Annotated in this window: 25 protein-coding genes and 1 riboswitch; of the genes, 23 read left to right on the plus strand and 2 right to left on the minus strand. The window is 47.3% G+C overall.

The window, feature by feature from the left end:
* Nucleotides 1-34: 34 nt before the first annotated feature.
* Nucleotides 35-1,174 carry a S8 family peptidase gene (locus AB4Y93_RS06735; protein ID WP_441890204.1) on the minus strand — a complete coding sequence of 380 codons (1,140 nt, stop codon included), beginning with the start codon at nucleotides 1,172-1,174 and terminating at the stop codon, nucleotides 35-37.
* Nucleotides 1,175-1,400: 226 nt separating this feature from the next.
* Between AB4Y93_RS06735 and ald the strand changes: the two genes are divergently transcribed.
* The 14 genes from ald (at nucleotide 1,401) to AB4Y93_RS06805 (ending at nucleotide 12,917) form a co-directional block, all read left to right on the plus strand.
* Nucleotides 1,401-2,543, plus strand: coding sequence for an alanine dehydrogenase (gene ald / locus AB4Y93_RS06740; protein ID WP_441890206.1), 1,143 nt, complete (start codon nucleotides 1,401-1,403; stop codon nucleotides 2,541-2,543).
* 97 nt (nucleotides 2,544-2,640) lie between these two features.
* Nucleotides 2,641-2,874, plus strand: coding sequence for a DUF4227 family protein (locus AB4Y93_RS06745; RefSeq protein ID WP_167272792.1), 234 nt, complete (start codon nucleotides 2,641-2,643; stop codon nucleotides 2,872-2,874).
* Nucleotides 2,875-3,020: 146 nt separating this feature from the next.
* On the plus strand, nucleotides 3,021-3,911 hold the full coding sequence (gene xerD / locus AB4Y93_RS06750; protein ID WP_441890208.1) for a site-specific tyrosine recombinase XerD: 891 nt from the start codon (nucleotides 3,021-3,023) through the stop codon (nucleotides 3,909-3,911).
* A gap of 36 nt (nucleotides 3,912-3,947) precedes the next feature.
* Entirely contained in the window at nucleotides 3,948-5,135 is a 1,188-nt protein-coding gene (gene deoB / locus AB4Y93_RS06755; RefSeq protein ID WP_441890210.1) for a phosphopentomutase, read from the plus strand.
* A gap of 25 nt (nucleotides 5,136-5,160) precedes the next feature.
* Nucleotides 5,161-5,991 carry a purine-nucleoside phosphorylase gene (locus AB4Y93_RS06760; protein ID WP_441890212.1) on the plus strand — a complete coding sequence of 277 codons (831 nt, stop codon included), beginning with the start codon at nucleotides 5,161-5,163 and terminating at the stop codon, nucleotides 5,989-5,991.
* A gap of 110 nt (nucleotides 5,992-6,101) precedes the next feature.
* On the plus strand, nucleotides 6,102-6,266 hold the full coding sequence (locus tag AB4Y93_RS06765) for an aspartyl-phosphate phosphatase Spo0E family protein (protein ID WP_167272810.1): 165 nt from the start codon (nucleotides 6,102-6,104) through the stop codon (nucleotides 6,264-6,266).
* Nucleotides 6,267-6,294: 28 nt separating this feature from the next.
* Complete coding sequence (locus AB4Y93_RS06770; RefSeq protein ID WP_441890214.1) at nucleotides 6,295-7,623, plus strand: pyrimidine-nucleoside phosphorylase; 1,329 nt, start codon at nucleotides 6,295-6,297, stop codon at nucleotides 7,621-7,623.
* A gap of 288 nt (nucleotides 7,624-7,911) precedes the next feature.
* Nucleotides 7,912-9,123 carry a D-alanyl-D-alanine carboxypeptidase family protein gene (locus tag AB4Y93_RS06775; RefSeq protein WP_441890216.1) on the plus strand — a complete coding sequence of 404 codons (1,212 nt, stop codon included), beginning with the start codon at nucleotides 7,912-7,914 and terminating at the stop codon, nucleotides 9,121-9,123.
* Between the two features lie 124 nt (nucleotides 9,124-9,247).
* Nucleotides 9,248-9,601 carry an anti-sigma F factor antagonist gene (spoIIAA, locus tag AB4Y93_RS06780; protein ID WP_167272818.1) on the plus strand — a complete coding sequence of 118 codons (354 nt, stop codon included), beginning with the start codon at nucleotides 9,248-9,250 and terminating at the stop codon, nucleotides 9,599-9,601.
* Nucleotides 9,601-10,044 (plus strand): anti-sigma F factor, encoded by a 444-nt coding sequence (gene spoIIAB / locus AB4Y93_RS06785; RefSeq protein WP_441890219.1) that lies wholly within the window; start codon nucleotides 9,601-9,603, stop codon nucleotides 10,042-10,044. Before spoIIAA ends, spoIIAB begins: the two co-directional genes overlap by 1 nt.
* 19 nt (nucleotides 10,045-10,063) lie before the next feature.
* Nucleotides 10,064-10,819: an RNA polymerase sporulation sigma factor SigF gene (gene sigF / locus AB4Y93_RS06790; RefSeq protein ID WP_167272826.1), complete on the plus strand. Its 756-nt coding sequence runs from the start codon at nucleotides 10,064-10,066 to the stop codon at nucleotides 10,817-10,819.
* 426 nt (nucleotides 10,820-11,245) lie between these two features.
* Nucleotides 11,246-11,500, plus strand: coding sequence for a hypothetical protein (locus AB4Y93_RS06795; RefSeq protein WP_441890221.1), 255 nt, complete (start codon nucleotides 11,246-11,248; stop codon nucleotides 11,498-11,500).
* Between the two features lie 77 nt (nucleotides 11,501-11,577).
* Nucleotides 11,578-12,195 (plus strand): hypothetical protein, encoded by a 618-nt coding sequence (locus AB4Y93_RS06800; protein WP_441890223.1) that lies wholly within the window; start codon nucleotides 11,578-11,580, stop codon nucleotides 12,193-12,195.
* Nucleotides 12,196-12,227: 32 nt separating this feature from the next.
* Entirely contained in the window at nucleotides 12,228-12,917 is a 690-nt protein-coding gene (locus AB4Y93_RS06805; protein ID WP_441890225.1) for a hypothetical protein, read from the plus strand.
* Nucleotides 12,918-13,011: 94 nt separating this feature from the next.
* Here the strand turns inward: AB4Y93_RS06805 and AB4Y93_RS06810 are convergent, their stop codons facing one another.
* Nucleotides 13,012-13,539, minus strand: coding sequence for a DNA topology modulation protein (locus AB4Y93_RS06810; RefSeq protein ID WP_441890227.1), 528 nt, complete (start codon nucleotides 13,537-13,539; stop codon nucleotides 13,012-13,014).
* Between the two features lie 169 nt (nucleotides 13,540-13,708).
* On the opposite strand from AB4Y93_RS06810, the gene AB4Y93_RS06815 reads away from it, so the two are divergent.
* The 9 genes from AB4Y93_RS06815 (at nucleotide 13,709) to ribH (ending at nucleotide 22,443) form a co-directional block, all read left to right on the plus strand.
* Nucleotides 13,709-14,359, plus strand: coding sequence for a stage V sporulation protein AA (locus AB4Y93_RS06815; RefSeq protein ID WP_441890229.1), 651 nt, complete (start codon nucleotides 13,709-13,711; stop codon nucleotides 14,357-14,359).
* Complete coding sequence (locus tag AB4Y93_RS06820) at nucleotides 14,349-14,780, plus strand: stage V sporulation protein AB (protein WP_441890231.1); 432 nt, start codon at nucleotides 14,349-14,351, stop codon at nucleotides 14,778-14,780. Before AB4Y93_RS06815 ends, AB4Y93_RS06820 begins: the two co-directional genes overlap by 11 nt.
* A gap of 103 nt (nucleotides 14,781-14,883) precedes the next feature.
* The gene (locus AB4Y93_RS06825) at nucleotides 14,884-16,464 is read left to right on the plus strand and encodes a spore germination protein (protein ID WP_441890233.1); all 1,581 of its coding nucleotides are present in this window, start codon (nucleotides 14,884-14,886) and stop codon (nucleotides 16,462-16,464) included.
* Between the two features lie 137 nt (nucleotides 16,465-16,601).
* Nucleotides 16,602-17,930: a diaminopimelate decarboxylase gene (gene lysA / locus AB4Y93_RS06830; protein WP_441890235.1), complete on the plus strand. Its 1,329-nt coding sequence runs from the start codon at nucleotides 16,602-16,604 to the stop codon at nucleotides 17,928-17,930.
* Nucleotides 17,931-17,984: 54 nt separating this feature from the next.
* The gene (locus tag AB4Y93_RS06835) at nucleotides 17,985-18,416 is read left to right on the plus strand and encodes a peptidylprolyl isomerase (RefSeq protein WP_167272849.1); all 432 of its coding nucleotides are present in this window, start codon (nucleotides 17,985-17,987) and stop codon (nucleotides 18,414-18,416) included.
* 33 nt (nucleotides 18,417-18,449) lie between these two features.
* A riboswitch (FMN riboswitch) is annotated at nucleotides 18,450-18,656 on the plus strand.
* Between the two features lie 257 nt (nucleotides 18,657-18,913).
* Nucleotides 18,914-20,020 carry a bifunctional diaminohydroxyphosphoribosylaminopyrimidine deaminase/5-amino-6-(5-phosphoribosylamino)uracil reductase RibD gene (gene ribD, locus AB4Y93_RS06840; protein WP_441890238.1) on the plus strand — a complete coding sequence of 369 codons (1,107 nt, stop codon included), beginning with the start codon at nucleotides 18,914-18,916 and terminating at the stop codon, nucleotides 20,018-20,020.
* A gap of 15 nt (nucleotides 20,021-20,035) precedes the next feature.
* Entirely contained in the window at nucleotides 20,036-20,710 is a 675-nt protein-coding gene (gene ribE, locus AB4Y93_RS06845) for a riboflavin synthase (RefSeq protein WP_441890240.1), read from the plus strand.
* 31 nt (nucleotides 20,711-20,741) lie between these two features.
* Nucleotides 20,742-21,923 carry a bifunctional 3,4-dihydroxy-2-butanone-4-phosphate synthase/GTP cyclohydrolase II gene (locus AB4Y93_RS06850; protein ID WP_441890242.1) on the plus strand — a complete coding sequence of 394 codons (1,182 nt, stop codon included), beginning with the start codon at nucleotides 20,742-20,744 and terminating at the stop codon, nucleotides 21,921-21,923.
* 49 nt (nucleotides 21,924-21,972) lie between these two features.
* The gene (gene ribH / locus AB4Y93_RS06855) at nucleotides 21,973-22,443 is read left to right on the plus strand and encodes a 6,7-dimethyl-8-ribityllumazine synthase (protein ID WP_441890244.1); all 471 of its coding nucleotides are present in this window, start codon (nucleotides 21,973-21,975) and stop codon (nucleotides 22,441-22,443) included.
* The last annotated feature ends 1 nt before the right edge of the window (nucleotide 22,444 follow it).

A 22,444-nucleotide genomic window follows, 5' to 3' on the forward strand; every position in this document is an offset into this window, starting at 1 on the left:
AGCGATTCTGGACGGCAAAGCCGTTTTGGCGTTTTTATACACGGTCTAACAGTAGAAGTCCAGCTCCTTGCTCGTCTTCCGTTTCGGTGGGAAGTGGCAATGCCCAGCTCCGAAGCAGTTCAGCAACTTGGGAAGGACTCAAATTTGGCTGCCTGGACAGCAGAAGAGCAACTCCGCCTGCAGCATGTGGAGAAGACATACTGGTGCCGGATAAGGTCATATAGCCGCCGTTCAGCCATGTGGATCTAATCTGCTCGCCGGGAGCTGCTAGATCGATGCCAGTGCCTCGGCTGCTGAAGTTCGTTACTTCATTTGCCCGATTTGTGGCGGCGATCGCCATCGTCTCGGGAAAGGAAGCCGGTGCATCTATCATGCCATTATCTTCGGTGCCGGAGTTTCCTGCTGATGCTACGATGACAATACCTTGATTGTAGGCTTTTGTAATGACATCGCGAAGCGCTTTGCTTACTGAGGATCCAACTAGGCCAAAGCTCATATTAATGACGTTCATCTTATTGCGTATACACCAATCGACACCGGCAATAATGCTGGATACGTATCCGCCGCCTTGGCTGTCTAATGCCTTAATAGCGTACAACTCCACGTCGGGAGCAACCCCTTTAACTCCATCAAGTCCTTTTCCAGCGGTTATGCCTGCAACATGTGTGCCATGCCCATTATCATCAGCATAACTTCCGCCTCGAATCGTATTGACGCCCCCAGCTATTTTCAAATTAGGATGTTCGGCAATTCCCGTATCAATAATAGCTACTTTAATGCTGCTTCCGGTTGTACGAGCCCACGCCTCATTTGCTTTGACTCGGCATATATTCCACGTCAGTTCTGGAGGACAGGACGAAAGAGCTTGAACCTTCTTCTGCCCAGCCGTTTGGCGATGTTTCTGGTAAAGATGCACCCGAATACGAGCATCACTCTCGACCCGTTTAACTTCCGGATGTCTCGCAATGACTTTCCATGATCGGCGTTTGTCGAAATGGCAGCCAAGGGTACGAAGGTTGGGAAGCCGTTTATATGGCTTTATTCCTTTTACACGAAGCCTCTTCAAGCATCTTTTATACGAGCGACCAGTTTTAAAGGTAATAAGCTTACGAACCGTATTTTTGGTTGGGACGCGCACAGACCTTGTGAACAGCAGCTTTTCCAGCTTAGGCATATACATTCTCCTATTCGTTCTATATAAAGCTGTAAGTGGCTTATGAAAACGTGCTTGTTCAGTGTATGGGGTAAGCGGCGTATTCGTTATGGTCAACTGTACGGACAAAGCGCACATATTTTTAGTTCCGGCTGGAAAAGGTACGCTTAAGGACTAACATTTGTCCCTCACGAATCATACAACATAGTAGATAGTGCGCCACATTCATGAAGGGGGAAGCTAAGCTATGATCATTGGCGTTCCAAAGGAAATCAAAACGAGCGAATATCGAGTTGCTCTTACCCCGGCAGGCGTAACCATGCTGAAGGCGGCAGGCCATGAGGTTATTGTGGAGACGAAAGCCGGCGATGGAAGTGGATTTGAAGATTGGGATTATGAAAGGGAAGGCGCGGAAATTCGGCAATCTGCATCGGAGATTTGGAACGAAGCGGACATGATTATGAAGGTGAAAGAGCCGCTCAAGGAAGAGTTTCAATATTTTCGTGAAGGTTTATTATTATTTACGTATTTGCACTTGGCGGCAGCTCCTGAGCTGACCCGTGCTTTGATGGACAATGGAGTAACAGGGATCGCTTATGAGACGATACAATTAGCTAATGGAAGCTTGCCGTTATTAACTCCTATGAGTGAAGTAGCAGGACGGATGGCCGTACAGGTTGGTGCGCAATTTCTTGAGGCGTTCCATGGCGGCAGAGGAGTGCTTTTAGGTGGAGTTCCTGGAGTACCTCCAGCAGAGGTCGTCATTATTGGCGGTGGAATCGTAGGGACGAATGCAGCCAAAATCGCTCTTGGAATGGGAGCTACTGTGGTTATTTTGGAAAGAAGCACAGATCGCATGAGATATTTGGATGACGTCTTTGGTGGAAGAATTCGAACGTTGATGTCGAGCCCTTACAATATTGCGGAAGCCGTAGGCAGAGCAGATCTCCTCATTGGTGCGGTCTTAATTCCCGGTGCGAAAGCCCCACATCTGGTTACGGAAACGATGGTTCAGGGGATGAAAAAGGGTTCTGTCATTGTGGATGTTGCTGTTGATCAGGGCGGATCGATTGCTACGGTTGACCGGCCTACGACACACAAAGATCCGATCTATGTGAAGCATGGCGTCATTCATTATGCAGTCGCGAATATCCCAGGCGCTGTCCCGCGAACCTCAACATTCGCGTTGACGAACGTTACGATTCCGTATGCCTTGGATCTAGCGACCCACGGATGGGAAGCTGTACGGAGCAGTGTGCCGCTGCAAAAAGGTGTAAATACGCATCGTGGCACCGTCACCTACGAACCGGTCGCAACGGCAGCTGGCTTGCCTTACACGCCGATTGAACGATGGCTGGACAGTATTGCCTTTGATAAGCTGGAGCCTTGAACAAGCGCTGGTTCTAGGCTCCTTTAGCATATCCGGCGAACCTCTTTCATAGATTGTTACGGATGGACAACCGTAATGGATGAAGGGGGAAGGAAGAATGGTCCTCTCGGTGCGTAAATGGTTAAACCGCATTTTATTTGTTATTATATTCACCTTATTGTTTCTAATCGCGACGGGCAGCTATCGATGGCTGGTTGACGTCATTGCTCCCGTCAATCCTTATCAAACTCCAAAAGGTGCATCCCTTAAAGTGTTTCAAGCTGATCCGGCGACAGCAGAGAAAGGCAGTGTAACAGAACAACTGCGGTGGTTTTATTGGTACGGTGAATGATCGATCAAATATGAATTAAAGTTCAAAAAGCAGGATTTGATCTGCCGGTTGTGGAATAGTTGGTTAGCAGGATATATGGCCACAAGCAAGACCATCGCCCTAAGGCGAATGGCCTTGATCATCTTTCTTGAACGAAAGGAACCGGCATGAAAGATCAAGTACAATCCTTTATAGAATACCTAACCAATGAGCGTGCTTTATCAAGCAGTACGCTGGAATCGTATGGCCGTGACTTACAAGGCCTGCTCAACTATTTGGAAGAACAGTCTGTTGCGAACGTGGGGGACATTCAACGTCACCATTTGTCGCATTATTTGTTGCGTCTGAAAGAGAGCGGACGAAAGGTATCCACCGTATCCCGGCATATTGCTTCTATTCGCGCATTTTTTCATTATTTGGCGGTAAACGGATTGATTCAGCTTAATCCCGCCATCTACATAGAGTCACCTAAGCAGGAGAAAAAAGAGCCCAGTGTCCTGTCTGTCGAGAACGCCGGCCTGCTGCTTGAAACGCCTCAGCCGGTTAATGCTCCCGGGAAGCGAGATAAAGCGATGCTGGAGCTGTTATATGCGACGGGTATCCGGGTCTCTGAGCTCATCTCGCTCAATGTAGACAGTGTTAATGACCAGCTTAATGTCATCCGTTGCGTCGGCAGCGGGATGAAGGAGCGAATTATCCCTTTTGGCCGCATGGCTGCCACAGCCTTAGTCGATTATTTGCAATCCGGCCGTTCGGAGCTGCTTAGGCATAATGAATCGGAGCCTGCTCTGTTTCTGAATCAGCTGGGTACACGTATGACACGTCAAGGGTTTTGGAAAATGGTGAAAAAATACGCGAAGGAAGCGGGTATTTCAGAGGAAATAACGCCGCATACACTGCGACACTCCTTCGCTGCTCATTTGCTGGAGAACGGGGCAGACCTCCGCGCTGTGCAGGAGCTGCTTGGACATGCTGACATTTCGACCACACAGCGTTACACCCGTTTATCTAAGGTAAGAATGAAGGATGTATACTCGAATGCTCATCCCCGTGCTTAAAGGATAACCATACGCCGGGAGTAGGAGGTAAAATTTATGAAATTTGATCGAATTGCTGTTATTGTGTTAGACAGCGTTGGGATTGGAGAACTGCCGGACGCTCCATCTTTTGGGGACAGTGGTTCTCATACACTTGGCCATATTATAGAGCGAGTGCCAACGATTCAACTCCCGAATATGCGCCGTTGGGGACTCGACCGAATCGCTCAATTATCGGATTGGAAGCCGGAAGGCGTAGCGGCTGCAGCTTACTATGGCAAAATGGCGGAAGTATCGGTTGGCAAAGATACAATGACTGGGCACTGGGAGCTAATGGGCCTCAATATGACAGTTCCATTTCAAGTTTTCCCTAAAGGTTTTCCAGATGAACTGATCTCTGTGTTCGAGGAGCGGACAGGCCGTAAGGTCATTGGCAATAAGCCTGCAAGCGGGACGGAAATATTGGATGAGCTTGGTGCGGAGCAAATGGAGACAGGGGCATGGATCGTTTATACCTCTGCAGACAGTGTCTTTCAAATTGCTGCACATGAGGAGATTATTCCGCTGGAAGAGCTTTACCGCGGCTGTGAAATTGCCCGTGAATTAACGATGGATGAGCGATTCACAGTAGGCAGAGTAATTGCAAGACCGTATACCGGTTCGCCAGGAGCGTTCAAACGTACACCAAACCGCCATGACTATGCTGTGAAGCCACCGGAGGCGACAGTTCTCAATAGCCTGAAGGATAATGGCTACGATACCATTGCAATCGGAAAGATTAATGATATTTTTGACGGGGAAGGCATTACAGCAACAACCTCGACCAAAAGCAATGCAGATGGCATTACGCGTACAATTGAAGCTCTTAAGAAGCCGTTCAAAGGTCTGCTGTTCACGAATCTTGTGGATTTCGACTCCTTGTTTGGCCATCGCCGTGATCCGGAAGGATATGCAGGTGCGCTGGAGGAATTTGACCGTGCTATTCCTGAGCTTGAACGAACGATTGGTGAGCGTGATCTGCTAATCGTAACGGCCGACCATGGGAATGATCCGGTTCATCCAGGGACGGATCATACGCGTGAATACGTGCCTCTTTTGTTATACAGCCCGGCATTTGCTAAACCGGCCTTGCTGGATACGAGAGCGACATTCTCAGACCTTGGCGCTACGATTGCTGATAATTTTGGTGTTTCATCCCCGCCAAACGGTACAAGCTTTTTGAACTTGCTTCATACAAAAGAATAGATAAGGATTAGAGGAGGAACTTACGATGAGTTCAAATACAATGACGGCAGCCCAGATTAAAGAGGCAGCAGCTTATATTGCAGGTCGTGTACAAGTAAAGCCGGAGATTGGCTTGATTATGGGTTCTGGACTAGGTGTTCTTGGAGATCATATCGAGAATGCAGTAACGATTGATTACAGCGAAATCCCACATTTCCCGGTATCAACGGTAGAAGGTCATGCAGGTGAACTGCTGGTTGGTACATTGTCAGGACGTACTGTACTGCTCATGCGAGGCAGATTTCATATGTATGAAGGATATGGTCCACAGCTTACGGCATTCCCTGTCCGTGTCATGAAGGCACTTGGCGTTACTACCTTGCTTGTTACCAATGCTGCTGGCGGTGTGAACCTGGACTACGAAGCAGGTAATTTGATGCTGATCTCCGATCATCTGAACATGACAGGCAAAAATCCGCTTATCGGCCCGAACGATAATGAACTAGGTGTAAGATTCCCGGATATGTCAGAGGCGTACAGCAAACGTCTGCGTGCTATTGCTCGTGAGACAGCTGCCAAACAAGGGCTTAAACTACAAGAGGGTGTTTATGCTGGACTGCTTGGTCCTTCGTATGAAACGCCAGCAGAAATTCGCATGCTGCGCGTATTGGGTGCAGATGCTGTCGGCATGTCGACCGTTGCAGAAGTCATTGCTGCACGTCATTCTGGTATAGAAGTACTAGGTATTTCCTGTATCAGCAATATGGCTGCCGGTGTTTTGGATCAACCATTGTCCCATAAAGAAGTTATGGAAACGACTGAGCGGGTAAAAGCTGAATTTTTGGCTCTTGTTAAGGAATTAATCCGACAATTCTAATGGGTGATTGTAATGAAATTGTAATATTCGCCTCGACGGAATATGACAGTATTTGATGGCGGATCGGTCGTATAATGTCCATGATTACGGAGTGATGGAGTGGAGAGAACATGGACAAGCAATTACTCGTCGAAATAGAGCAGTTGCGAGGGAAAATGGTTGAAAAAGCAATGATAAAGAAAACATTTGTACATCGTGAAGTGCTCCAGCTCAGCCAAATGCTGGACGAGCTGATCGTTCGGGAGCAGATGCTGCGAGCGCATTCACATAAATGATTGCGCAGGCCGAAACGGAGTGGATAACATGCGTGCAGTAGATCTTATACAAAAGAAGCGGGACGGCGGTGAGCTGACTGCGAAAGAATTGACGTTTCTGGTGGATGGCTATTGCGAGGGCGGTATTCCGGATTATCAAATGTCAGCTTGGGCGATGGCAGTCTTTTATCGTGGAATGACTCCAGCAGAGACTGCAGCGCTTACGCTTGCCATGGCGAATTCGGGAGATCAGGTAGACCTGGCTCCGATTGCAGGCGTAAAGGTAGATAAGCATAGCACAGGCGGCGTAGGAGATAAGACAACTCTTATCATTGCACCGCTGGTAGCATCTGCAGGAGTCCCGGTTGCCAAGATGTCGGGAAGAGGCCTAGGCCATACAGGCGGTACAATCGACAAATTGGAATCGATTGCAGGTTTTCAAACCGAGCTGTCCAGGGAGAAATTCCTCGAACAGGTGAATGAGCTCGGAATTTCGGTTATTGGGCAAAGCGGTAATTTGGCGCCAGCCGACAAAAAGCTGTATGCTCTGCGGGATGTGACAGCTACCGTCGAATCGATACCTCTAATTGCAAGCTCAGTGATGAGCAAGAAGATTGCTGCTGGCGCAGATGCCATTGTGCTGGACGTGAAGACGGGCAGCGGCGCTTTTATGAAGACGGTTGAGGATTCGGAACAATTAGCGCAAGCGATGGTTGAGATCGGCACACAAGTCGGCCGACAAACAGCAGCTGTTATTAGTGATATGGACCAGCCGCTTGGTTTTGCCATTGGTAATGCACTTGAGGTTCGAGAAGCTATTGAAACTTTACAGGGCAAAGGTCCTGCTGATCTGACTGAATTATGTTTAACGTTAGGTGCGCATATGGTTGTGCTTGGCGGTAAGGCGAAGGATTTTTCCGAGGCAAAAGCCTTGTTGCAGCGGCAATTGGATAGTGGAGAGGCGCTCTCCAAGTTCAAGCAGTTTATTGCAGCACAAGGCGGCGACGCTTCGGTGGCCGATGATGTTGAGCTTTTGCCACAAGCGGCAGAGCAGGTGGAAGTGAAAGCGGCTGGTGCAGGCTACATTGCTTCTATTCACGCCGAGCAGCTTGGTATTGCGGCGATGCTCCTTGGAGCTGGCCGAGCGACAAAGGAAGCGTCAATTGATTACTCTGTAGGGATCATCATCCGCAAAAAGGTTGGCGATTCAGTAAGTGAAGGGGATACGCTGGCTGTACTGCATACCCGCGCTAATGATTCCACTCTGGAAGAAGTAACAGCGAAGGTTCGGGATGCCTACACCATATCGACTGACAAGCCGGAAGAACGTCCTCTGCTGCTGTCTGTCGTGACGGCTGAAGGAACGGTACGTTACTAAGAATGAATTTAAACCGCCATACTCCACGCGAGTATGGCGGTTTTTGTTGTTTATTACAATAGAGCTCAATATCCCTGTAAGGCTGGAATCAGTAACTTAGATGCTGTAAGCCCCGAAGGAGTCTAATGACACAGCGAACTGCCCGTCAGATGGCAGTATCAAAAACCGACATCTATCGCGTGGAATATTTTTCATGAAAGAGGTCAAGACTGGAGAAGACAATATAGCCCAATTGCGGTGTTAGAAGCTAACGACAAGAACCGCATCATCTTTGGAGGAGACCTGCTCATGAAAAAAGTTTGTACGAAGCTGTTCATTCTATTCGCTGCATTCGCCCTCGTTGCAATGCCAGCTGCTGCTTATGCTAATGAGAACGTTATTGCTAAGGAGCCAGTGTCATCCGCTCCAGGTCAGCAGCAATCCGCATCGCTTGATCTAGCACCTTCTGCACGTTCAGCGGTCTTAATGGACGCTGACAGCGGGACCATCATTTTCGAGAAAGACAGCAACGTCAAGCTTCCCCCAGCCAGCATCACGAAAGTGATGACTCTGCTGCTGATCATGGAAGCGCTGGACGACGGGAAAATCAAGCTGACCGACAAAGTGCCAACTAGTGAGTACGCTGCTTCTATGGGCGGTTCACAAATCTTTCTCGAGCCAGGCGAAGAAATGTCCGTCGATGAAATGTTGAAAGGCATCGCGCTTGCTTCCGGTAATGATGCTTCCGTTGCAATGGCTGAGAAGCTGGCAGGTACCGAGCAGCAGTTTGTCGCCATGATGAATGAGAAAGCACAGCAGTTGGGTCTCCAGAACACCCATTTTGCCAACTGTAATGGTTTGCCTGCGTCAGACCATTACACATCCGCAAATGATATTGCCGTGATGTCACGTGAGCTTCTTAAGCACTCCGAGATTACGAAATATACCGGTATGTATCAGGATTATTTGCGCAAGTCATCTGAGAAACCATTCTGGCTTGTGAACACCAATAAGCTTGTACGCTTCTACAGCGGAGCAGACGGGCTCAAAACAGGATTTACGAATGAAGCCAAGTTCTGCTTAACCGCGACTGCCAAACGTGACAATCTGCGTGTTATTGCCGTCGTTATGGGTGAGCCGAATACCAAAACTAGAAATGCAGAAGTATCGCAAATGCTCGATTTCACGTTCGCCCAGTATATGACGCATCCGATCTTTAAAGAAGGCGACACGATGGGAACGGTGAAGATCGAAAAAGGCGCTGTGAGAGAATTGCCATTGGTTGCGAAGCATCCATATAGCATTTTGCTCAAAAAAGGTGCTGCTACAAAGGATATCCGTTACGAGCTGCAGATCGATCAACCACTTAAAGCACCAGTTGCGATTGGACAATCAATCGGCAAGCTGGTCGTCTATCAGGGTGATCAAATTGTGAAGGAGTTCCCGGTCGATGCTCCACAGTCAATTGGCAAAGCAGGCTGGTGGATGATGCTCAAACGGTCCTTCGGAGGATTATTCTAGTAGCGTAATTTGTCGGGTTCTAGCGCTCTGCTTCTAGTTTTGTCGCCGTGCAGGAAACATCGCGATGGATGGAGAAATCGTAGATCGATCCAATAGCGAAGCTTAAAGGAGTTGAACGGCGACAATGAGTTTGCAAGCAGAACTGGAGCATTATCGTAATGTATTGATTGTTCGTCTCCGTGGAGAGCTAGATCATCATACGGCGGACATTGTCCGCAACAAGATGGAAGCGGAGATCATGCGAGGCGATAGTCGCCACATTATACTCAGCCTGAAGGATCTGCAGTTTATGGACAGCTCCGGATTAGGCGTCATTTTGGGCAGATATAAGCAGGTTCGCAGTAAAGGCGGCAAGATGGTCGTCTGTGATGTGAACCCTAGTGTCTACCGCCTGTTTGAAATGTCGGGCTTGTTTAAAATAATGAGCATCTACGACAACGAGAGAATGGCGATTTCTAGTCTGGAGGTGGTCTCGTAATGGGACGCAACGAAATGACGTTAACCTTTAGCGCCCGGTCGGAGAATGAGGCTTTTGCACGTATTACTGTAGCCTCGTTTGTGTCACAGCTTGATCCGACTCTTGAGGAGCTGAACGACCTGAAGACCGCGGTGTCTGAGGCCGTTACGAACGCGATTATTCATGGCTACGACAGTGATCCTGCTGGAAAAGTGATTATTGAGGCTTCCATTGATGGAGATGTGGTGTCGATCTCGATTAGCGATAATGGCCGAGGCATTGAGGATCTCGACCTGGCTCGTCAGCCGCTCTATACCTCGAAGCCGGAGCTCGAACGTTCGGGTATGGGCTTTACGATTATGGAAAATTTCATGGACCGTTTTGAAGTGACAAGTGCTCTGGGCCAGGGTACGCGGGTAGCAATGCTAAAGCGTATTGAATCGAAAAAAGCGCTGTATAACTAGCGCATAGGGGTTGAACCTCATGGATGTCGATTTGAAGCAAACGGCTCAGCCGTATTTGGATGATGCGGAAGTTAAGCGTCTTATTGCGTTAAGCCAGTCGGGCGATACATTAGCAAGAGATACGCTTGTGCAGTGTAATATCAGGTTAGTCTGGTCCGTCGTTCAGCGGTTCATTAATCGCGGTTACGAACCGGAAGATTTGTTTCAAATTGGCTGTATCGGCTTACTGAAGTCTGTCGATAAGTTCGATCTATCCTATGATGTGAAATTCTCTACTTATGCCGTGCCAATGATTATCGGGGAGATCCAGCGTTTTCTGCGCGATGATGGTACGCTCAAGGTAAGTCGTTCACTGAAGGAAACCGCGAATAAGGTACGGAAGATGAAGGATGAGTTATCCAAAACGCTTGGTCGCCTGCCAACGGTAAGCGAAGTAGCGGATCGGCTTGGCATAACGCCGGAGGATGTTGTCTTCGCACAGGAAGCGAACAAACCTCCAACTTCCATTCATGAGACCGTATTCGAAAATGACGGCGATCCTATCACGCTGATGGACCAAATCGCCGATGATTCCCAGGAGCGCTGGTTCGATAAGCTGGCTTTGTTAGAAGCAATCGAAGGACTTAGTGAGCGCGAACGGCTTATCGTATACTTACGTTATTACCGTGATAAAACCCAATCCGAGGTCGCCAGCCGCCTGGGGATTTCCCAGGTCCAGGTGTCGAGGTTGGAGAAGAAAATTTTGCAGGTTATACGAGAACAAATTGCACAATAATAGCAATTTGTTCTTCGTAGGAAGAGAACAAATTGCACAATAATAGCAATTTGTTCTTCGTAGGAAGAGAGCAAATCGCGCAATAGCCGCGATTTGCTCGTCGTAAATACGAGAACAGATTGCTCAGTATTGGCGATTTGTTCTTCGTAGAAAGCGAGCAAATCGTGCAGGACGAAAAAGACCAAATGACCAAACGAACCATCTTTACAGATGTTCGTAAGGCCATTTGGTCTTTTTTGTTTCGTTATTTATCGTAACAAATGAAATGTACCGTTAAGAATTGTAAATGGATATTTTTTTTAGAAATCACATAAACAGGGGGGTCAAACATGAAGAAGCAAGTTTTTCTCTACGGCATCTTAATCACTCTTGTATTTATTCTCTCATCATGCTCAAACAATGGAATCGTTAATGCGGATGGATGATGTGAGAGAAGCTCTACAAAAGCAAGGTTTGGACGTTGAACAATTAACAACAGCAAAGCAATTGGCGTCCACTCCAATAGACATTAATGGTGCTGTTCCAGTACCTTTCGAACTTACCTTGCCAGCTGGCATCAAGTTAGGTGACCTGTATCCTCATGTAATCAGAACCAAAAATGTCTTAGTCATCTATTGGTCTTATGACAAAGAGAAACCACTTCTTATGAAGCAGTTCAGCAATGCAATGAAAAAGGTATAGGTATTATGTTAGATGTGCATGAATTCCATAATGTGGTAATATGGATTTGAAATATTGGATTGTAGAGGAGTGAGACATTGAAAAAATCCGGTTTAATGATTATTCTATTACCTCTTATTATTTTGTTGTTAATCTATAGTAAGGAAATGCCTAAGGATGAGTACGCCGCAGTATCTCTAGTTGCTGCTGTTAGTACTGACACTCCTGCTCAAGTTCAGGACCAAGCTGAAAAGTTCTCATATCTTAAACAACTGTCCTCAGATAAGCAGGAAGCATTTACCCGGTTTAGAGAGGATAGGGACTTAAGCGAGCTTATTCAGTTTACCCCTGAGGACATGATGCTGGTGTATATGTACAGCATATCGATAGGAGACCCTGATTTGCTTTATCAGATTGTGTATAATGGAGGACAACTTCCGGACTCGAATACCTTTCATGACGACTATTTTAAATATGCAATGACGTATGATTCTGAAACAGCTATGCACTATAGATACTATGATTCTATCAAAATAGATGAGAGCACAGCCGAGGAGAATAAAGTAGTTGTACTGATTACTCTAAGTTTAGAAAACAGTACGCATTCCATGGCTTTAGGGCTGCAAAAAGAAGATGGGGTGTGGAAGATAGATATCTACCATTTGTTACAAGATTATAAAAATAAAGCGATTAAGAATGAAGAGGTAAACCATTAATTTTCGATAAATACATCAGGGGGATTGCAGTCATGAACGGGAAAATACGAACAAGGTGGTTAGGAATTTGTACGTCAGTTTTAGCTGTCCTTGTCCTAGTTGTTGTTGCCATCTATGCGTACGATAGTCCTGGAGGGATCGCCGACTGGAGGTTTTCACGCGCAATAGGGAATAAGTGGACTATGCAAATTCCAGTAGGAAAAACACCTGTTGAAGCGGTTCGAAAGTTTAGGGGAATTGGAAATAATCACGTCATAAGTCAAGAGAAAGTAGACGGAGGAGCTATTCTTTTCTATAAAAATAATGAGCATAAGGAAGGCACAGATCTGCAAATTGAGTTTGTTCGCCATTCGTGGCTCGGATGGAAATGGGTGTGGGGTGGTGGATATAGCATATCTAATGGTGCAGATTCTGATGTGGCACTCAATTATATGAGTATGCCGAGGATCAAGGCTATACACGGTCCGTTCCCAATTGTGTTTGGACAAGTGATGAACTCGTCTATAGACACTGTTACGTTTTCTTTCGGCGGTGAGGATACGGCAACGTATGATGCCAAGCTGATTCCTATTGGGTCAGAGGAGAGATTATGGTATGTTGTTCTGCCAGCTTCAGCAACGGCACCCTATAAGATTGATGCACGTAATGCTGATCATAAACTCATTGCCAGCACAACGTTTACAGATCCGAACAATTCAGAAAATGTTCTTATAACCAGTTAAATCCTACACATACGCTCTTCAAAACAGACCAAATGGCCATCTGAGTCATCTTGAAAAGGATGAGCCTCTGGCCATTTGGTCTGTTTTCAAACGTCTATTCCCTTGGCAATGTTCCCGATCTACTAACAGCCTCTAAATACCGCCTGGCCTCTCTAGGCGACTTCAAAATCACGATGTGCTTCCTACTCGACAATTGCTGCAGTTTGCTCATGGTCTCTGGTCTCTTTGTCTTCGGATATTCCCAAATCCATTTCAAAAATGTAAGATCGAATCTTTCCTCGCAGCCTTCACCCATATCTGGGCGTGATTGTTTCCGATACTGGATTGTTCTCTTAATCGCACGGTAGAGGCAAATCACCCTAGGATAATCTAAAAAGATAATGGTATCTGCCGCATGTAATCTGATGTCAATTGTAGCGCCGTAATTGCCATCAATGATCCAGTCCTTCTGCTGAACCAAGTCATTTTGGACTTGTATTTGTTCAACTCTTGGCACCAAAGCCCAATTTGGTTTCCAGAACAGAGCATCTAAATGATACACCTTTTGGTTTAAATCCTGTCCAAGCTTCCTGGCAAACGTAGATTTACCCGCACCGCCCGAGCCAATAATGGCGATTTTCATGAAGTGATCTCCTTTGGATAATAACTGATCTCTTATAATTCCATTCGATGTGTTTATTTCCTTGTGGAAAGTTTGCATATTTTACCTCTACAAGCATGACTATCCGTTTACTCCTTTTCTCATACTAACAAGGAAGTAAACCCTATGGGAAACAAAGGAATGATGACAGATGGAAGCAGCTCAGCCATCCGCCCTCTATCTTCGTCTTAAGAAAAAAGTAAATATCCGGCCGGAGCGAAGTGTAACACTTGGACAGGTATCGCGTCTGCTGGCGCCTACGGATGAGCTGGAGCAAGAGCTAAATGAACTGGTGCTGTACCGTCATCACAAAGGTGACGGCAATCGCGTCGTTATTGACTTGCTCCAGATCGTACGAGTCATACGGGAGGTGGTCCCGTCATTGTCGGTAGAGGCTTACGGGGACCCCCAAGTGTTGATCATGATTTCGCCTAAGCCACAGAAGCCCCGGATCGTGGTGCTTTTGTTCGCTTGGCTGCTGCTCTTTTTTGGAGCCGGGCTTGCGATTATGAATTTCCATACCGACGTCAGCATGAAGGAAGTGCATATCCGCATTGTAGAGCTCTTGACCGGCAAACGCTCCGATCATCCACTTTGGTTTCAGATCCCGTACTCGCTTGGAATCGGTCTAGGCATGATTTTGTTCTTCAACCATCTCTTCCGTAAAAGGTTCAACGAGGAACCTAATCCGTTAGAGGTCGAGCTCTATACTTATCAAGAAAATGTGAATGCCTATGTCATCGCCGATGAGATGCGCAAGAAAAACAACCAGCACGGTGAACGGAGCGAGGATGATGGGTGATTGGCTTATGCATCTCTTCATCATCCTCCTTGGCTTGTCAGGGGGACTTGCGGTCGGCAGCGGATTGGTCGCCTTCCTTATTGTACTTGACCTCATCCCACGAATCGCCCAAATCGCATACGCGTACCGGATGTCCATTTGGTTCGAATCAGCTGTTATTTGCGGCTCCATGTACTGGACATTTGCTGATTTTATGGATTGGCGGCTTAGTCTGCCGAAGGCTCTGATCTTGACGATCTCGGGACTAATGTCTGGTGTATTTGTTGGGATGCTGGCAGGTGCGTTGACGGAAGTGATGAACGTGCTGCCCATTCTGGCCAAACGAATGAATCTTTCTGATTATCTGGTTGGTCTGGTGATGGCGATGGTACTTGGCAAAACATTAGGCTCTTTATTTGATTGGCTGTATTTCCAATGGTAGTGATCAAAAGGCATGGAGGTAGATGGCAGTGACAGATCGAGATAAAGATCGAGATAAAGATCGAGATAAAGATCGGGAGCACTCAAACGGGGAGCCCCCGTATATGTACATACCGAGTGAACAAAAGAATGAAGAGCAGGGAATGGCGATCCCTACTCCTGCCTTTGAATTGACGAAGGAGCCAAGCCGAACTCGCAAATCTGAGGCTAAGGAGAATGACAAGGATGATGTCATCCCTGACAATCTGGATGAAATCTATGCGCGGCTGGAAAATGAAGTTGGTTATAAAGTAAGCTTTGACATCGTTGTGCGGGAAATGACGTTTGGCGAGAGGCGTGTTGCCTTTTTCTATATGAACGGGTTAGCCAAAGATACGATATTAACCGAGATATTGAAACGCCTTACTTACTTGCAGCAGGATGAGATATCCAGTGATGCTTTCCATTCTTTTCTGAGTCATTATGTGCCCGCTGCACAGGCGGAGAAAAAAGAAAAATGGAATGAGATGCTGACCTTCGTGTTATCCGGCTCAACGGCCATGTTTATTGATAAAGAAACTGAAGTCATTATAATTGACGCCAAAGCTTTCCCGGCACGTAATCCAGAGGAACCAACGCTTGAACGTGTCGTTCGCGGCAGCCGTGACGGCTTTGTCGAGACGATGATGATGAACATTTCGCTCGTTCGCAGACGCCTGCGGGATCCACAGCTTCGTTATGAACTCGTCAGGGTGGGGGAACGGACACAATCCGATGTTTGTATTGCCTATATTAATGACTTGGCTGATCCGGAACTAGTAAAATCGATTAAGGATAAAATCGAGCTGGTCCATATTGACGGCTTGCCCCTCGCCGATAAACAGCTGGAAGAAGCGACGGTACAGCGTGGCTGGAACCCGTTCCCGCTTGTCCGCTATTCGGAGCGGCCTGACGTTGTGGCTGCTCATTTGCTCGAAGGGAATGTTGTCGTCTTTGTGGATACATCGCCAAGCGCTATGATTCTGCCAACAACCTTTTTCGATCTGATTCAACATGCGGAGGAGAACCGCCAGACACCATTTGTTGGCACCTATCTGCGTTGGGTCAGATTTCTTGGCATATTTTCCTCACTGTTCCTGCTTCCGCTATGGCTCTTGTTTGTCATTCATCCGGAGCTGAAGCCTCAGGCACTTGAATTCCTTGGGCCGGAGAAGATCGGCAAGCTGCCGCTTATAGTCCAGTTCTTAATTGTAGAAGTTGGCGTCGACCTTATGCGGCTAGCCTCGGTGCATACGCCGTCCACACTCGCCACTGCCGTCTCTCTCGTTGCGGCCATTATGGTTGGCGATATAGCAGTCAAGACAGGGCTGTTCATCAATGAGGTTATCCTCTATATGGCGATTGCAGCAGTTGGGATGTTCGCAACGCCAAGCTATGAGCTTGGGCTGGCCAACCGCATCGTGCGTCTTGTGCTGATATTAGCCGTATCAATCTTCCATGCACCTGGTTTTGTTGTTGCAACAACGGCGATTCTCATGATGCTGTGCATGCAGCGCTCGTTCAATCGTCCATATATGTGGCCTTTTATTCCATTCGATTACCGGGCAATGTGGAACATCATTGTAAGGAAGCCGGTGCTTAAAAACAGGACTCGTCCGAATCTGCTCCGGCCGCAGCAAAGCGACAAAATGCCTCGCTCAGAATAGAGGCTAAGAAATACAAATGAAATGTTATTTTATCCATTTCTCTCAAGGATAGATTACGATATACTGTGTCTATTGGTGCAAATCGTAATTAACTTCTATCGCGTAATGGTAGTCGAAATCCAAGGGGGAAATGATTCATGTATTTACATGGCACAAGCAAAATTAATGCCGAAGGGCATTTGGAAATTGGCGGAGTAGACGTAACAGGATTGGCGCAAGAGTACGGCACTCCGCTGTATATTGTTGACGAGGCGCTTGTTCGTCAACGCGCTAACGAATATGTTACAGCATTCAAGGCTTCCGGCCTTAAATTCCAAGTAGCTTACGCGAGCAAAGCATTCTCTGTTATGGCAATGTGCGCAATTGCTGAGCAAGAAGGATTGTCGCTTGACGTTGTTTCCGACGGTGAGCTTTACACGGCTCTGCAAGCAGGCTTCCCGGCTGCCCGCATTCACTTCCATGGCAACAACAAAACACCTGACGAAATCAACATGGCGCTTGATGCAAACATCGGCTGTTTTGTTGTTGATAACTTCGTAGAGCTCCGTTTGCTGAATGCACTTGCTGCCGACAAAGGCAAAAAAGTGAAAATCCTGTTCCGCATTACACCAGGCGTAGAAGCACATACGCATGAATATATTTCGACTGGCCAACAAGATTCGAAGTTTGGCTTCGACCTTGGCAACGGCGCAGCGAAAGAAGCGATCAAAGAAGCGCTTGAGCTTTCGAACATCGAGATTCTGGGCGTTCATTCCCATATCGGATCTCAAATCTTTGAAGTAGACGGCTTCCGCATGGCAGTTGACAAAGTAGCAGCATTTGCTGTTGAAATCCGTAATGAGCTTGGCCATACTTTCCAAGTTATCAACCTTGGCGGCGGCTTCGGCATTCGTTACGTGGAAGGCGATACACCACTTCCAGTAGCGCAATATGTTGGTGCAATTACAGACGCGATCATTACGAATTTCACAGCTGCAAACTTCCCGCTTCCTGAGATCTGGGTTGAGCCAGGCCGCAGTATCGTAGGCGATGCTGGTACAACACTGTACACAGTTGGCACAATGAAAGAAATCCCTGGCGTTCGCAAATATGTTGCAGTAGATGGGGGTATGATGGATAACCCGCGTCCTGCCCTGTATCAATCCCGTTACGAAGCAATTCTGGCTAACCGCGCCAATGAAGCGAATGTTGAGACGGTTACAATCGCTGGTAAAGCTTGCGAGAGCGGCGATAAGCTGATTATTGACCTTGAACTGCCTAAATCAGAGACAGGCGACCTGCTTGCCGTGTTCTGTACTGGTGCTTACAACTACGCGATGGCGAGCAACTACAACCGCTTCCGCCGCCCTGCAGTTGTCTTCGTAAAAGACGGTCAATCTGACCTCGTTGTACAACGTGAATCGCTTGAAAATATCGTGTGCAATGACGTTATTCCGGCAAGACTTCGCAAATCGCTTGCTAAGTAAGGGCGAAATTTGGTAACGTAGTCTTATTCGGATATAGAAAGGTAGATGTTAGAAATGGCTAAACAAGCAAAGATCACACTTGAGAACGGTGCAGAGGTTATTCTCGATCTGTTCGACCAAGATGCTCCAAAAACAGTAGAAAACTTCGAAAAGCTTGTAAACGAAGGTTACTATAACGGTCTGGTATTCCACCGCGTTATTCCTGGCTTCGTTGCACAAGGCGGCTGCCCTAATGGTACAGGCACTGGTGGTCCAGGCTACACAATTAACTGTGAGATCAACCCGAACAAGCATGAGCGTGGTACACTCGCAATGGCACATGCCGGCCGCAACACAGGCGGAAGCCAATTCTACATTTGTTACCAACCACAGCCGCATCTTGACGGCCAACATACTGTTTTTGGTAAAGTTACAAAAGGTATGGAGCATGTTGACGCGTTCAAAGGACGCGACAAAATGCAAAAGGTTGAAGTTTACGAAGCTTAGTGTTAAGATACTAACAAAATTATAGTTATTGTGGCTTACCTTCGGGGCGGGGTGAAATTCCCAACCGGCGGTGATCGAGCGGCGTCTGCACAACTGGTTTACCAGCGTGCGGCGCTTTCTCGTCAGTCCGTGACCCGGGCCATTCATGACAAGAGCGATTCCTCGCATTGTTATGGACGGAACGGTGGACCTGGTGCAAATCCGGGACCGACAGTATAGTCTGGATGGGAGAAGGGGACACATTCGATACGAATACGCTGACATGCTTATTTCTTTTCTTGTGCATATTTTCACAAGGGGGTAATAGGTTTGTTTGAAATATAATAAAGTATAGATTTATTTATACTGTGTTTATATTTCACCGGCGAAACGTTATCTGCACCCTCCGATGGAGACGGCGCAGCCGTTTACGCTTGAATAGCTTATTTTTGTTATTTTCGAATGATATTTTCCCACCCCCGTTGGCTAAGCTGGCTAATGGGGGTGTTTTTGCATTTATGGAGATTTTAAATGATTCTTATTATATGAGTCTTGCGCTTGAAATGGCCGCAAAAGCCTCAGGGCAAACCGGTATCAATCCGGTGGTTGGTTGTGTTGTTGTGAAGGAAGGGCGGATCATTGGTATTGGCACCCACTTGAAGCGTGGAACAGGCCATGCCGAGGTTCATGCCTTGCAAATGGCTGGAGATGAAGCGGAAGGGGCTACAGTCTATGTTACGCTGGAGCCATGCAGCCACTTCGGGAAGACTCCACCATGCTGTGAACGCATAATCAATGCCAAGGCAGCTCGGGTTGTAGTCGCAACGACAGACCCTAATCCACAAGTTGCGGGACGAGGCATAGCGCGTCTTCGCGAAGAAGGGATTGAGGTTGAAGTTGGCCTCCTGGAAGAACAATCCCGCAATATGAACGAGAAGTTCAACAAATACATTACGACTCGCCTTCCATTCGTCACACTTAAGACAGCCAGCACGCTGGATGGGAAGATCGCTTCCCATACAGGTGACAGCCGTTGGATTACGGGTTCAGCAGCGCGCGAGCAGGTACATACGCTGCGTCACCAGCATGAAGCGATCATGGTGGGGATTGGCACTTTGCTTGCTGATGATCCGCAATTGACAACAAGATCGGCAGTTCCAGCCATCCACCCTATCCGAATTATCGTAGACAGCCAGCTTCGTATGCCGCTGAATGCCAGAGTGGTGACAGACGGATTGACCAGAACAATTGTCCTCACATCGGATCAGGCAGAGCAATCCCGAGAGGAAGCTTTGGTTGCTGCTGGTGTAGAAGTTATCCGCTGCGGCAATGGTCAGCAGGTTGATCTAGCTGAAGCGATGCGTAAGCTGGGTGAACTCGAGATCGGATCGATTCTGCTTGAAGGCGGCGGCAAATTGAATGGTGCTATGCTGGAAGCGGGATTAATCGATAAAATCATAATCTATATGGCAACGAAAATTATCGGCGGCATCGAATCTCCCGGAACATTCACTTTCGCCGGTTTTGAGAAGATGGCTCAAGCGATTGAACTAGAGAACGTGAAGGTCGAGGTGGCCGGCGAAGATATTTGTATTTCCGGATATCCCGCTTACGGCAATGAATAGAATGGGGGAGTGCCCGTGTTTACCGGCCTGGTTGAGGAAGTTGGCACATTAAGACGGGTTAAAAAGCAAGGAGAAGCGATGGTGCTTACCGTGGAAGCATCCCATGTGACGGAAGGCGTGGCGCTTGGGGACAGCATATCTGTGAATGGTGTATGTTTAACCGTAATCGCATTTGATCGCACTTCCTTTGATGCGGATGTCATGCCTGAGACATACCGGAAGTCGAACTTGCAGCAGCTTCGTCCTGGCCAATCCGTTAATCTTGAGCGGGCAATGCTCGCTGGAGGCCGATTTGGCGGGCATATCGTTCAAGGGCATGTGGACGGGACCGGGGTTATTACAGGCCGTGAGACGGATGCGAACGCGGTTGTATTCGCTATTCGTCTTGCAGATGATGACATGCTTCGCTATGTCATTCCGAAAGGCTCGATTACGATTGACGGCATTAGCTTAACGGTTGTTGGTACAAATGCGAATGGGTTTTCCGTATCCGTCATCCCGCATACCCTTGCAGAGACAGCCTTGCAGAACAAAAAAGCCGGCGAATCGGTCAATATAGAATGTGATGTCATTGGCAAATATGTCGATCACCTGCTGCATTTCAAGCCGGCTAAGGAAACAGGCAAAGCATCAAGCCGGACGGAATCAAAGTTAAGTGTTGCTTTTCTGAGCGATAATGGATTTCTATAAAAGAAAGATTGGATAGCAGGGAGGGAAATTAATGAACAGACAAGAACTTGAGCTTCAAGAAGAAATCTTCGATTCCATTGAATCTGCATTAGAAGATTTGAAAGCTGGCAAGCCGATCATCGTAGTTGATGATGAAGACCGTGAGAATGAAGGGGATTTGATTGCCCTTGCGGAGACAGCATCACCAGAGGTAATTAATTTCATGATTACAGAAGCACGTGGTTTGGTATGCGTACCGATTACTCAGGAACGTGCAGAGCAGCTTGATCTGCCGCCGATGGTTCAGCATAATACGGACTATCATGGTACAGCCTTTACTGTCTCCGTGGACCATGTCTCCACAACGACAGGGATCTCGGCCTTTGAACGCTCCCAAACGGTCAAAGCCCTTATTGATCCAGCGACAAAAGCAACAGATTTCCGTAAGCCAGGACATATTTTCCCGCTAGTAGCAAGAGATGGAGGAGTCATTCGCCGTGCTGGCCATACGGAAGCAGGCATTGATCTTGCACGTTTGTGCGGCTCCGAACCGGCTGCCGTTATCTGCGAGATCATCAAAGAAGACGGTACGATGGCTCGTCTGCCTGATTTGATTACTTTCAAAGAGAAACATGATTTGAAGCTGATCACCATCCAAGGAATGATTGCTTACCGTAATGCGAAGGAAAAGCTTGTTGATCGTATTGTGGATGTACAAATGCCAACTGACTTTGGCGATTTCCGTGCGATTGCTTTCTCTAATCAGGTAGACGGCAATGAGCATGTCGCTTTCGTGAAAGGGCAGATCGATCCCGCTAAGCCCGTGCTAGTGCGTGTTCACTCAGAATGCTTGATGGGAGATGTCTTCCATTCCCGTCGTTGTCAATGTGGCTCTAAGCTCGAATCCGCACTTAAGCAGATCGATGCCGAAGGTGTTGGCGTTCTTCTGTACATGCGTCAAGAAGGCCGTGCGAATGGGCTTGTGAACAAGTTGAAAATGTATGCTTCTCAAGATCAGGGGCTTGGTACAGCAGATGCGAAACATAGGCTCGGATCTCCATCTGATCTTCGTGACTACGGAATTGGCGCTCAAATTCTGAGGGAGCTTGGTGTTAGAAAGCTGCGTCTCCTCTCGAATAACCCGCGCAAAATCAAAGGACTCGAAGGTCATGGTATCGAGATTGTTGAGCGCGTGCCAATCCAAATGGAAGGTAACACAAGCAACAATCGTTAGTAACTTGGACGATAAAAATATACAAACATAATTTATAGGAGGCTTTATCATGCCAAACGTATTTGAAGGAAATGTTATTGCGGAAGGTTTGAGATTTGGTGTTGTAGTTGGTCGTTTCAATGAATTTATTTCCGGTAAATTGCTGGGCGGGGCGCTTGACGCTTTCAAGCGTCACGGTGCAGAAGACAGCAACGTAGATATCGCTTGGGTGCCAGGTGCATTCGAAATTCCATTGATCGCGCAAAAAATGGCTGAGAGCGGCAAATACGACGCTGTTATTACGCTTGGCGCTGTAATTCGTGGATCAACTCCACATTTCGACTTTGTGTGCAATGAGGCTGCTAAAGGTGTAGCTGCTATCGCACTCAAAACAGGCATTCCTACCATTTTTGGTGTTCTTACGGTGGATTCCATTGAGCAAGCAATTGAACGTGCAGGTACAAAAGCAGGAAATAAAGGATATGAAGCAGCTGTTTCTGCAATAGAGATGGCAAATTTGTCGAAATTACTGCATAATTAGA

The organism is Paenibacillus sp. YAF4_2 (assembly GCF_052113225.1).
GTDB lineage: Bacteria > Bacillota > Bacilli > Paenibacillales > Paenibacillaceae > Pristimantibacillus.